9 protein-coding genes are annotated in these 13,911 nt (G+C 27.1%); all 9 read right to left on the bottom strand.

What is annotated here, in order from left to right; all coding sequences use genetic code 11:
* Positions 1–123 precede the first annotated feature (123 nt).
* The 9 genes from argS to BT993_RS05920 all read right to left on the bottom strand — a co-directional run bounded on the left by argS (position 124) and on the right by BT993_RS05920 (position 13,558).
* Positions 124–1,842 carry an arginine--tRNA ligase gene (gene argS, locus BT993_RS05960; protein ID WP_072593666.1) on the bottom strand — a complete coding sequence of 573 codons (1,719 nt, stop codon included), beginning with the start codon at positions 1,840–1,842 and terminating at the stop codon, positions 124–126.
* Between the two features lie 63 nt (positions 1,843–1,905).
* Positions 1,906–6,300 carry a PolC-type DNA polymerase III gene (locus tag BT993_RS05955; protein ID WP_072593665.1) on the bottom strand — a complete coding sequence of 1,465 codons (4,395 nt, stop codon included), beginning with the start codon at positions 6,298–6,300 and terminating at the stop codon, positions 1,906–1,908.
* A complete protein-coding gene (gene purB / locus BT993_RS05950) occupies positions 6,300–7,730 on the bottom strand; it encodes an adenylosuccinate lyase (protein ID WP_072593664.1) in 1,431 nt (476 codons plus the stop codon). Before purB ends, BT993_RS05955 begins: the two co-directional genes overlap by 1 nt.
* Positions 7,730–9,016 carry an adenylosuccinate synthase gene (locus tag BT993_RS05945; RefSeq protein WP_072593663.1) on the bottom strand — a complete coding sequence of 429 codons (1,287 nt, stop codon included), beginning with the start codon at positions 9,014–9,016 and terminating at the stop codon, positions 7,730–7,732. The genes purB and BT993_RS05945 overlap by 1 nt, the downstream gene beginning before the upstream one ends.
* 17 nt (positions 9,017–9,033) lie before the next feature.
* Positions 9,034–9,570: a hypoxanthine phosphoribosyltransferase gene (gene hpt / locus BT993_RS05940; RefSeq protein WP_072593667.1), complete on the bottom strand. Its 537-nt coding sequence runs from the start codon at positions 9,568–9,570 to the stop codon at positions 9,034–9,036.
* A 15-nt stretch (positions 9,571–9,585) separates the two neighbouring features.
* Positions 9,586–10,644, bottom strand: coding sequence for a peptide chain release factor 2 (gene prfB, locus BT993_RS05935; protein WP_072593662.1), 1,059 nt, complete (start codon positions 10,642–10,644; stop codon positions 9,586–9,588).
* Between the two features lie 39 nt (positions 10,645–10,683).
* A complete protein-coding gene (locus BT993_RS05930) occupies positions 10,684–11,004 on the bottom strand; it encodes an AzlD domain-containing protein (RefSeq protein WP_072593661.1) in 321 nt (106 codons plus the stop codon).
* Entirely contained in the window at positions 11,001–11,717 is a 717-nt protein-coding gene (locus tag BT993_RS05925) for an AzlC family ABC transporter permease (protein WP_072593660.1), read from the bottom strand. The genes BT993_RS05930 and BT993_RS05925 overlap by 4 nt, the downstream gene beginning before the upstream one ends.
* Positions 11,718–11,836: 119 nt before the next feature.
* On the bottom strand, positions 11,837–13,558 hold the full coding sequence (locus BT993_RS05920) for a proline--tRNA ligase (protein ID WP_072593659.1): 1,722 nt from the start codon (positions 13,556–13,558) through the stop codon (positions 11,837–11,839).
* Between the last annotated feature and the right edge of the window lie 353 nt (positions 13,559–13,911).

Raw genomic sequence — 13,911 nt, 5'->3', positions numbered from 1 at the left:
TCTTTTATTTTTTTATCTTGGATATTTTTTTAATTTCCTATAGAATTAATAAAAGAAAAACCTACTTTTTAAAGTAGGCTTTCCTAATTTTTGAACTTTTCATTTAAGAATAGTTCCATATTACTACATTTTATCTACTGTTCTAATTCCTAATAAGCTCAATGCTTTTTTAATAACTACTGAAGTCTTTTCACATAATGCAAGTCTTGCCTTAGTTAATTCTAAATTATCTTTATCTATAACTTGGTGTGCATTATAGAAAGAATTAAATTCTTTAGTTAAAGAATAAATATATTCAGCTATTAAATTTGGTCTATTTGATTCATAAGCTTTAATTACTGCTGTAGGAAGTTTATGTAATGAAACAGTTAAGTTTCTATCTGAAAGTTCGCTTCCCTCTACTAAGAATTTACTTCCTTCAAATTCTATACCTAATTCTTTAGCTTTTCTTAATATAGACATAATTCTTACATATGAATATTGTAAGTATGGTCCAGTATTTCCTTCAAAGCTTAATACCTTATCCCAAGTAAATGTAATTCCTGAAGCTCTATTTTGACTTAAATCAAAGTATTTTATAGCCCCTACCCCTACTGTTTCAGCGATATATTCTCTTTCTTCTTGAGATAAATCTGGATTTTTTTCATCTACTATTTCTTGTACTCTTTCTTTAGCCTTGTTTAAAATATCTTCAAGTCTAATTACATCTCCACCACGAGTTGAGAATATTGTTCCATCTCCAAATCTCATGATACCAAATTTAGTGTGGTATTTATTATAGTCATATGGAGAACCTAACATTTCTGCTATTCTAAATACTTGTTTAAAGTGATCAGATTGTCTTTCATCAACTACATATATAGCGATATCAACATTTAATTCTTCTTTTCTATAAACTATAGTTGCTAAATCTGATGTTGAATAAAGGAATGAATTATCTTTCTTTTGAACTATACAAGGTGGTAATTCATCATTAGGGAAGAATACTACTAATGCACCTTGATCTTGTTTAGCTATATTTTTTTCTTTAAGTTTTTCTAAAACTTCTGGCATCATATCATTATAGAAAGATTCTCCATTGAATAATTCAAATTCAATATCAAGTCTTTTATATACTTTATCATATTCTCTTAATGATGAAGTAATAAACTCTTTCCATAAAGCATAGTTTACAGGATCTCCAGCTTGAACTTTTCTTAATTCTTCTCTTGCTTGTTCTTCAAGAGTTGGATCTTCTTTAGCTTTTTGAGAAAATAGTACATATATTCTTTCTAATTCTTCAATAGCATTAGCTTCATATGCTTCTTTATCTAACCAATTATTGTATGCAACTATTAATTTACCAAATTGAGTTCCCCAATCTCCTATATGATTATCTCCATATACAGTAAATCCTAATTCTCTATATATTCTCTTTAAAGCATCTCCTATTATTGTACTTCTCAAGTGTCCAGCGTGCATTCTTTTTGCAATATTTGGTGATGAATAATCTATAGCAACTATCTTTTCATTTGGTATACCATATTCATAATTTTCTTTACCTAATTTTTCTGTTTCTTGATTTAATAAATCAGTGTTAATAAAGAAATTAATAAATCCTGGTCCTGCTACTTCTACTTTTGAAATTACATCTTTTCCATCAAAATTTTCTACTATAGAATTTGCTAATTCCCTTGGATTTTTACCTAACATTTTAGCTTTCTGCATAGCAAAATTAGTTTGATAATCTCCAAATTCCTTTTTAGTCGCATTTTGGATATCTAATTCAGTTAATTCAAAATTATAAGATTTTCTTATATTCTCATTTAAAACATCTAAAACTTGATTAATAAGTATTTTCATTCAAGCCTCCTTTATTTTTTGTTTTTTGTATTATTATACTCTTATTTACTTATGTTGTCAATGTTAAAAAAGAGTTAATTGATTTGACTCTGGTATAGATTTATCTATACAACCAAAATTTTTTAACATCTCAAGTACAGTTTTTGATATTTTACATCTCCTATTCAAGTCTTCTATAGATGTAAATTCTTTTATTTCTCTTTCTTCTGCTATAGTTTTTGCTACAACTTCTCCAAGTTGATCCATGGCTATTAAAGGTATTCTAATTTTTCCATTTTCTATAGTAAATTTCATTGAATCTGATTTATATATATCTATAGGCAATAATTCTATCCCTCTATAATACATTTCTATCAATATTTCAAAAAGTATTATTTGTTTTTTATCTAAAACCTTTAAATCTCTTGTTTCTAATTCTTTTCTCTTCTGTAAATTCATTTTAACTTCATCTATAGTTCCATACATTTCTTTAAATGAGAAATCATCGTATTTTCTATTTAAAAATGCAGTGTAAAATTCAAGTGGATAAAATACTTTAAAGTAGGCTATTCTAACTGCCATCATAACATATGCAACAGCATGTCCCTTAGGGAACATATATTTTATCTTCTCACATGATTCTATATACCACTCATCTATATTACTTTCTTTCATCATTTTCTTGTACTGTTCCCATTTTTCTTTATTCTTAGATGGTTGACCCTTACGAACAAACTCCATAATATTAAATGCTTCTGATTTATCCATACCCTTATCTATTAATCTATTCATAATGTCATCTCTAACGGTTATAACTTCACTTAATGTAGCAACACCATTTCTTACATATTCTTGAGCATTATTTAACCAAACATCTGTACCATGTGAAAGACCTGATATTCTTACAAGCTCTGCAAAAGTTGTAGGTAAAGTATCTTCTAACATTTTCTTAACAAAATCTGTACCAAATTCAGGTATACCATTAGTTCCCATTTTAGAACCTATTTGTTCTTCACTAACTCCTAGTGCCTCAGTAGAATTAAATATACTAATTACCTTAGTATCTGTTAATGGTATGTTATATATATCAACATTAGTTAAATCTTGTAACATTCTTAATGTTGTAGGGTCATCATGACCCAATATATCTAATTTAACCAATTGTTGATCCATAACGTGATAATCAAAATGTGTAGTTATTGAACCAGAACTTTCATCATTAGCTGGATATTGTACAGGAGTGAAATCATATATAGACTTATAGTCTGGAACTACTATCATTCCTCCAGGATGTTGTCCTGTAGTTTTTCTAGCTCCAGTACATTTAGTTGCAACCCTATATATTTCAGCTTTATTTCTATTACAATAATCATTAATTCTTTCTTCTATTTTTTTCTCTTCACTAGCTCTAGTAATTGAATCTAATTTTTTAAGACTCGTATTATATTTATTATATATTTCTTTTTCAAAATCCTTTTTTATACTTTCTTCAAAATATTTTTTAGCAGTAGTATAGGCATTTTTTTCAGCAAGACCTGATATTGTCCCTGCTCTAAATACATAATCATCTCCAAATAATTCTTTAGTATATTTATGTATTTCTCCTTGATATTCTCCAGAAAAATTAAGATCTATATCCGGTGTTTTATCTCCCTTAAATCCCATAAATACTTCAAATGGTATAGAATGTCCATCTCTTACTAACTTAGAATTACATTTTGGACAATTTTTTTCTTCTAAATCCACACCTGAACCTTCAAAATCTTTCATTTCAAAATATTTACATTTTTCACATCTATAATGTGGATAAAGAGCATTAACTTCTGTTATTCCCATAAAATATGCTACAATTGATGACCCAACCGAACCTCTTGAACCAACTAAATATCCATTATCAACTGATTTTTTAACTAATTTTTGTGCTATTAGATAAAGTACAGCAAATCCATTACCTATTATTGAATCAAGTTCTCTTTTTACTCTTGATTCTACTGCTTCAGGAAGTGGATTACCATATAGTTCATATGCCTTATTATATGTCATATTTCTAACTTCATCTTCAGCACCCTCCATAACCGGCTTATAATCACCATCAGGTATAGGTTTAATTTTTTCAATTTGGTCATTAATTTTATGAGTATTGTATATAACAACATCTTTAATATCTTCTTTATTTAAATAGCTAAACTCATCAAGCATTTCTTCAGTTGTTCTATAATAATTACCTGTATCTATCTGATAAGTTCTAAATGCTCTATCAGAACCTAAAAGTAAGGCTGCCTTAGATTTTTTATCCTTATCATCTAAATAATATACATTTCCTGTTGCCACAGCTAATTTACCTTTATCTTTAGCCATATCAACAAAATCTCTATTCATTTGTTCTATAAATTCATAATTAGAAATTTCTTCTGACTCTATCGCATCATTATATATACATTTTGGATAAACTTGTACATAATCATAAAAATCTAATTCTTCCATAATTTCTTCTCTTGAAATTCCTCTAACATATAGGCTAACAAGTTTTCCCTTATTAAATCTTCCAGAATATATTGGACTTGAAGAAATTAAAAAGTTTTCCCTATCTTTTTCAATATCTGTTTTAAGTATTCTTGGTTTTTTATCTCCATAATATTTTAAATGTGAAATAGAAACTAATTCATATAGCCTTTTTAATCCAGCAAGATTTTTTACCAATATTGTTATATTTTCTGTATCAGCAATTTTAGGTTTTTTTTCTAATTTTTCACTAACATCAGTTAATTTTTCTACCCCTTTTGAAGACACTAAAGATAAAAGTTTTTTAAATAATTCTGCCGTTGCATCAGCATCATCTACCGCTCTATGGTGATTATCTAATTTAATATTAAATCTTTTAGTAAGTGCATCTAAATTAAATCTTTTTACATCATCTACTAATATTTTAGACCATTCTAATGTATCTATATATGAAAAATTAGTTTTTAAATTTAATTCTTCACATTTTTTAGAAATAAACCCAACGTCAAATTTTGCGTTATGAGCTACTAATGTACTGTCTTTAACAAATTCTAAAAATCTTGGCATTACTTTATCGATAATATCACTATCTTTAACCATATTATCATTAATACCTGTAAGTTCTATAATCTTTTTAGGTATTATCATTTCAGGATTTATAAATTCAGAAAATTTATCTAATACCTTACCATTTTTTATCTTAACTGCACCTATTTCTATTATTTTATCATTGATAGGAGAAAAACCTGTAGTCTCTATATCAAATACTACAAATTCTTCCTCTTCTATAAATACATCTTTAGCCTTAACTATTAATGGAGCACTATCATCTACCATATATGCTTCCATACCATATATTACTTTAAATTCTTCATCTTCTTTAACTCCCATAGCAACAAATGGGAAAGCATGTACTACTCCATAATCTGTAACAGCTACTGCCTTATGACCAAATTCTCTTGCCCTATTAACTAAGGAACCATTTTTACCTGATTTAGGTTCTATAGTAGATAACATATCACTCATATTAGTATGTGCTGCAAGTTCTATTCTTTTTTCTTCTGCCCTATCTTCTCTTTTTATAACATCGCTTTCTACAACTTTTATATCTTTTATTATTATTGAATAATCATCAAAGTATTTTTCATATTTACCTGACAATTCAACTGTATCTCCAATTTTAAATTTAATTTCTTCCTTATCATTCACAAATTTAGTACATGCTACTGAATTTTCATAATCTGTGATATATATAACTATTTTTAATTTACCACTTCTAGTTTCTATTAAATCAAAATAGAATATCTCTCCTCTTAAAGCTATTTCTTGACCAACCATTAAATCTTCAATAGCACTTAATTTACTTAATTTAAGTTTAGAATTATTATACTTTTTATTATTAACTATACCAGGTTTTTTTACTTCTTTAGGTTTATATGAAATTGGAATTTCATATTCTAATATTTCTTCTTGTTTTTCAATATCAATTGAATTTTGATTTGTATCTACATTAAAAAATATCTCAAAGTTTAAATTTTGAGAAAAAGTTTCATTCATTATTTTTTCTATTTTTTTAGATATATTTTTTTCTGTATTTTTACCTATATTCATTATAGTTTCTAAATTTATTTTAATATTATCATTTACTTGAGTATATTTATAGTTTGATAAAATTGATGATAAGTATGGGTTAGTATCTTTAATAAGTTTTATTGTAAAATTAATAACTTCATCTGTATTAAATTTATCTTTATCACATGTATTAATATTAAATTTAACATAAAGAGTATCGGAAACTTTTTCCAATACTCTTCTTATTTTTAACAAGTCATCAAATACATTTTCTATATTTAAAATATCATAGTTTATTATTACTTCATTTACCTTTGATCTAAGTAATGCTATTTCTGTTATTCTAATATTACTAATACCCAAATTATCTTCATTAACCGTAAGTATAGTATATCCTTTTTTCATTATTTATCTATCTCCGTACCTGTTTTTATAATTTCTTCCCTATATTTTTCTAATATAGGGTTAATATCATTACTTAAAAATTCTTCAACCTGTTCTTTTGAATATCCAATAAATTTTTCTGCTTCTAATATATTATCTATTTCATCTTTAATAATATCTAATCTTCCCTCTTTTTTAATTAATTCTATTAGATTATTATCAAGTCCCTCTAATTTAACATTTTTTGCAGCTTCCATAGATAATTCCCTTATAATCTCATGGACATCTTGTCTATCCATTCCATTTTCAACAGCTTTCATTATTATATTCTCAGTTGCCATAAAAGGTAATTCCTTATCTACATTTCTCTTTATTATTTTTTCATATACTACTGTATTTTCAAAAATATTTAAAAGTAATATTAATATACCATCTATAGCTAAAAAACTTTGTGGAACAGATAATCTTTTATCTGCTGAATCATCTAAAGTTCTTTCAAACCATTGTGTGGCAGCAACAAGTTCTCCATTATGACCATTGGCTATAACAAATTTAGCAAGAGATGAAACTCTTTCACTTCTCATAGGATTTCTCTTATATGCCATGGCAGATGAACCTATTTGTTTTTTACCAAATGGTTCTTCTATTTCTTTTAAATGTTGTAACATTCTAAAATCATTAGTAATTTTATGTACGCTTTGTGCAATATTTGATAGTAATTGTAAGATTTGTGAATCTTGTTTTCTATCATAAGTTTGTGAAGATAAAGTTTGTTTAACTTTAAATCCAGCTTTTTCTGTAACTAATTCATCTAATTTTTTTACTTTATTATAGTCATTAAATAGTTCTTTAAAACTTGCTTGTGTACCAGTAGTACCTTTAGCTCCTCTAAATTTTAAATTATCTAGTCTAAATTCTAATTCTTCTAAATCATAAAGTAAAGATTGTATCCAAAGCGATGCTCTTTTACCTACTGTTGTAAGTTGAGCTGCTTGAAAATGTGTAAATCCTAAAGTTGGTAATCCCTTATACTTTTGGGCAAATTTAGACATTCTTTCTATAACAGATACAAGTTTTTTTCTAACAAGAAGCAATCCCTCTTTTATTTGTATAATATCAGTATTATCTCCAACATAGGCACTAGTTGCACCTAGATGTATAATCTTTCTTGCATTAGGAACTAAATCTCCAAAAGTATGAACATGAGCCATTACATCATGTCTTAAATCTTTTTCATATTTTGCAGCTAATTCATAATCAATATTATATATATTATCTTCCATTTCTTTTATCATATCATCTGTTATAAAATCAAGTCCTAATTCTTTTTCTGCTTTTGCAAGATTTACCCATAATTTTCTCCAAGTTGAAAATTTAAAATCTGGAGAAAATATATACTGCATTTCTTCACTAGCATATCTTTCACACAAAGGATTAACGTATTTATTCATTAAAATTCTCCTCTATAAATATTTTGCTCTCTGCTTGGTCCAACAGATATTAAACTTATAGGTGTTTCTAAATAACTTTCAATAAATTCAACATATCTCTTACAATTTTCTGGTAATTCTTCATAGTTTTTAATTTTTGTAATATCTTCAGTCCACCCTGGAAACTCTTTATATATTATTTCTACCTCTTGAGATTTTCTTAAATTTCCAGGATATGTTTGATGTACTTTTCCATTAATATCATAAGCTATAGCAACTTTAATTGTTTCAATTCCAGTTAATACATCAAGTTTAGTTAAAACTATATCTGTTAATCCATTTATAAGAGTGGCATATTTACCTACTACTAAATCTAACCAACCACATCTTCTTGGTCTACCTGTAGTTGCTCCAAATTCATGTCCTACTGCCCTTAAATTTTCTCCAATTTCATTATTTAATTCTGTAGGGAAAGGTCCCTCTCCAACACGAGTAGTATATGCTTTCATAACACCTAATACTCTATTTATCTTATTTGGAGAAACTCCACTACCCACGCATGCTCCACCTGATGTTGGAGATGATGTAGTTACATATGGATATGTTCCATAATCTATATCTAACATTAAAGCTTGAGCCCCTTCAAATAAAACTTTTTTACCCTCTATTACTGCTTGGTTAATTTCAAAAACTGAATCTATTATTCTATTTTTCATTTTTTCTGCAAGTATCTTATATTTTTCTAATAGTTCCTCAAATGAGAAAGTCGGATAACCATATTTTTCTAAAACATCATTTTTTTCTTTAATATTCCATTCAAGTTTATCTTTAAATCTATCAAAGTCAAGTAAATCTCCCATTCTAATTCCATTTCTTGAGATTTTATCATTATAGCATGGTCCTATACCTCTTTGAGTAGTTCCTATCTTATTTTCTCCCAACGCTTCTTCTTTTGCTTTATCTATAGAAACATGATAAGGCATAATAATATGTGTTCTTTCATCAACATATAGGTTACTTAAGTCTTTACCTCTACTTTCAAGTTTTGATATTTCATCAAGTAATACATCTATATCTACAACTACTCCTGACCCTATAATACATTTCCCTTTATTATTAATTACACCTGATGGAAGTAAATGTAATATGAATTTTTCTTCACCAACTATAACTGTGTGTCCTGCATTATTTCCACCTTGATATCTAACAACATAATCAGCATCTGGAGATAATACATCTATAATTTTACCTTTACCCTCATCTCCCCATTGAGTTCCTACTACAACATAAGTATTATATTTTTTCATATTTTATTACCTCTTTCCTATTTGATTTCCACTACTTTTCCAATAAATGGAAGAGTTCTATGTTTTTGTGCATAATCTATACCATATCCTACAACAAAGAAATCAGGTATTTTAAATCCTATATAATCTACATCTATTTCTACTTCTCTTCTTTCAGGTTTATCAAGTAATGTACATATTTTTAAAGATTTAGGATTTCTCATAAGTAACATTTTTTTCACTTCACTTAGTGTTCTTCCAGTGTCAACTATATCTTCAATTATCAAAATATGTCTATTATTAACATCTTCATCAAGATCTTTTAATATTCTTACTTCTCTTGAACTTTTCATAGAATTTCCATAACTAGATACATTCATAAAATCTAAAGTTAAATCCACTTTGTTATAGTCTATTTTTCTTGCAATATCAGCTAGAAATACTGCAGACCCTCTTAAAAGACCAACTAAAAGTAAACTTTGTCCCTCAAAATCACTACTAATTTTTTTTGCAATCTCATCAACTTTATTTGCAATTTCTTCCTCAGTTATTGCAACTTCAATTTTGTAATTCATCATCTTACTTTCAACCTACCTTATCTTTAAATATTCGTCTATAAATATATTTATATCTCCGTCCATAACCTTATCTACATTACCCTCTTCATAGTTGGTTCTATGATCTTTTACCATCTTATATGGTTGGAATACATAAGATCTAATTTGTGAACCCCATTCTATTTTTGATTCAATTCCCTTAAGATTATTTATTTCATTTTCCCTATTTTTTAATTCTATTTCAAATAACTTGGCTCTTAATACTTTCATTGCAGAATTTAAATTTTTACTCTGTGATCTCTCATTTTGACAAACTACTACTATACCAGTTGGCATATGAGTAATTCTTACAGCTGAATCTGTCGTATTAACATGCTGTCCTCCAGCACCACTTGCCCTATATGTATCTATCTTTAAATCTTCTTTTTTTAAATTAACTTCAACATCATCTTCTATTTCAGGAATTACATTTACTGCTGCAAATGATGTATGTCTTCTAGCATTAGAATCAAATGGAGATATTCTAACAAGTCTATGGACACCTTTTTCACAATCTAAATATCCATAAGCATAATCTCCCTTAATAGATAAAGTTATGCTCTTAATCCCAGCCTCATCTCCTGATAAAATATCAAGAACTTCTACCTTAAACTTATTCTTCATAGCCCATCTATCATACATTCTATATAGCATAGACACCCAATCACAACTTTCTGTTCCACCTGCTCCTGCATTTATGGTTAATATTGCAGAATTTTTATCATATTTACCATTTAGAAGTAATTTTATTTTAAATTTATCTAAAGCATTTATAAATTCTAAGGTTTCTGTTTCTAATTCATCTAAAGTTATTTCTTCTTGCTTATAGAACTCTAATAATATTTGTATATTTTCATTTAATGTTATAAGCTTGGAAATGTCTTTTATTCTTTCCTTTAAAAATGAAATTTCTTTCAATATATTTTGTGATTTATTCTGATCTTTATAAAACCCATCTTCTAAAGTTAGTTTTTCTTTTTCTTCTAATTCTTTTTTTAATTTATCTAAGTCAAAGATGCTCCTTAATATCATTAAAATCACTATTTTTATCATCTATAATTTTTCTTAATTCATATTCTTCCATATATTCTCCTAAACTAACATTTTTGATAATATCAAATTAAGTATAACCACAGTTAAAACTGTAACTATCATTATCTTCCCTAAATTGAAATTTTTGATAGTCATTATTATTATCAATATAGATGCAAAAATTGATATAATAATTTCATGTGATTTATGTCCTATAGAAACAAAAATATCTGGAAAACATAATACAACTAATACCGAAATAGGGATAGCTTCTAAAAATCTATCCATAAACTTAGTTCTAGGTATAGGTATAAATTCTCCAGAAATTCTGAAAAGTTGAGTAATTATAGCCGAAAGTATTATAACTAGCCATATTTTCATTTGATGTCCCTCCTTATCGATATTATCGCATATATTAAACTAGTTAATGATAGTATTAATACTATCTGTAAACTTTGTGGAATCATATTGCATGGATACAAATACATAAATGCACATTTCAAAGACAAAGTTATTAATACTATTTTTAAATTATTTTTATCCATAATTAAACTTGATATCAAAAGTGATAAAAATGTACCATAAAGAACAAATTTCATAGAATTTATAATAATTATAGGTACATAGTTTCCAAGTACTACACCAAATGCTGAACTTAAAGTAAAGCTAGAATATGCTAATAAATTAACACCCATAGCAAATGACAAACTCTTATTTTTCTTAAGTGCTAAAAAAGCTACAGTTTCATCGGTAAATAAGACACCTACCAAAGATTTTGATTTTCTATCATAACCACTTAAAGCTTTATACATGGGAATATTTATTAAAACATATCTGAAATTTAACATTGCAGCAGCAAAAACAGCTGAAAATATGTCAAAATTCCCAGTTGCAAATATTTTGTATAAAAGTACTTGTGAAGCACCTGAATAAATAATGAAAGTCATTGTAGCTGACACTATAGAATTAACATTATATGTATTAGAAATCAATCCAAGTGCAAAACCAAATGGTATAAAAGCTATTGCAATACCATTTGCAGCTTTAATTCCATTTATAAATTCCTGTTTATTAAATTTAGTAATTAAATCCATTTTTATTCTCCAAAAATAATTATCATCACCCCTATTATACCAAAAATCCTATAAAATTAAAAGGATTAAAAGTTATTATATTTTATACAATCAAAAAGAGATGTCAAAGACATCCCTAACTATTTTCTTTCAAATTCTTTAATATATGATATTAAATCTTCTATCTTAATTTCACCAGCAAAAGAACCATCTCTATGTTTAACTTCTACTAAACCATTAACAGCACCTTTTCCTACTATAACTTTTAAAGGTATCCCTATTAAGTCAGCATCTTTAAATTTAAATCCTGCTTTTTCATCTCTATCATCATAAATTACATCAATATTATTTGATAACATTTCAGAATATATTTTTTCTGAAACTTCTTTTGCAACCTCATCTTTAGTATTAACTAAAATTAAGTCTACTAAATATGGAGCTATTGATTTAGGCCATATTATACCAAAATCATCAAAATGTTGTTCAATAGTCGCTGCTGCAACCCTTGAAATACCTATACCATAGCAACCCATAATTACATTTTCTGCAACACCTTTATCATTTAATACTTTTGTATTCATAGCCATGCTATATTTTTTACCTAACTTAAATATATGCCCTACTTCTATTCCTCTAGCAATATCTAACACTCCACCATCTAAGGCTTTATCTCCTTTTTGTGCTTTTCTAATATCTCCTACTAAATCATAATGTAAGTCTGATAAATTTAAGTTAATATAGTGATGACCATCAATATTTGCTCCACCTACAAAGTTTTTCATATATTTTACTGATTCATCTATAACTACTTTAACTTTTGAAAGTGTTGGTATTTCCTTTAATGGAGAAAAATATCCACCTGCAAATCCTAAGTTTTCTAAATCTTTTTCATTCATCATTTCAAGATCTACTTTTGCACCAAATATATTTTTAACTTTTACATCATTTATTTCTAAATCTCCTCTAATTAATGCTACATAATATGCAAAAGTTTTATCTTCTTGCTCTTCTTTAAACAAAACAGATTTAATAGTTTTCTTAGTATTTATATCAAGAAAATTTGAAACTTCTTCTATAGTTTTCATTTCTGGTGTAGCAACCAATTCTTTAGAAAGTTCTTCTGAGTTGTCAACCTCAAAATCTAAAACAGAAACTGCTTTTTCAACATTAGCTGCATAATCTGATTTATCTGAATAAAGTATGTCATCTTCTCCACTTGAGGCAAGTACCATAAATTCATGACTTTCAGACCCACCTATACTTCCAGTATCAGCATCTACTGCTCTAAAGTTAAGCCCACAACGTTCAAATATTCTACAATATGCTTCTTTAACATTATTATATTCTCTATCTAAACATTCTTGAGTTAAATGGAAACTATAAGCATCTTTCATTATGAATTCTCTTCCACGCATTAGACCAAATCTAGGTCTTCTTTCATCTCTAAATTTTGTTTGTATTTGATAAATATTTAATGGTAAATCCTTATATGATGTTATAGTATTTCTAAATAAATCTACTATAACTTCCTCATGTGTAGGCCCTAAAACAAAATCTCTATTGTTTCTATCATGTAATCTCATAAGTTCTGCACCATATGAAAACCATCTTCCAGATTCTTGCCATAAATCTGCTGGTTGTAATACTGGCATCAATATTTCTTGTGCATTAATTTTATTTAATTCTTCTCTTGCTATATTTTCTATCTTCTTTAGTACTTTTAAACCTAACGGTAAATATGTATATACTCCTCTAGTTAATTGTCTAATCATAGATGCTCTAAGCATTAATTGATGTGATATTGTTTCTGCCTCTTTTGGCACTTCTTTATATGTTTTTATAAATGATTTAGAAAATCTCATAAACTAGCCTCTCTTTCAATTTTTATATGTATTATACTATTTTTAATCATTTTATTCAATAAAAATATGAGAGTCTTTAATGCTCTCATGTTTAGTTGTCAAACATATGTAACAAAATATTTAAAAAGTTTCTGTATAAGTGTGTAATTAACCACTTAGTCACCTTTTTTACATTTTTATTAATTTGTTAAACTATTTTGATACTCTCTTACTACCTCATTCGGACTCTTAAAGTTTAGTACTTTTCTCCTTATATTATTATATCTACTACAATACTTCTTTACTCCTCTTTTTAACTCCTCTATACTCCTAAATACTCTCCTTAAATAATACTTACTATCCTCCCTATAACT

The organism is Streptobacillus ratti (assembly GCF_001891165.1).
Lineage (GTDB): Bacteria > Fusobacteriota > Fusobacteriia > Fusobacteriales > Leptotrichiaceae > Streptobacillus > Streptobacillus ratti.
Note: the sequence above shows the minus strand (reverse complement) of the source record. Positions and strands in the feature narration are given on the sequence as shown.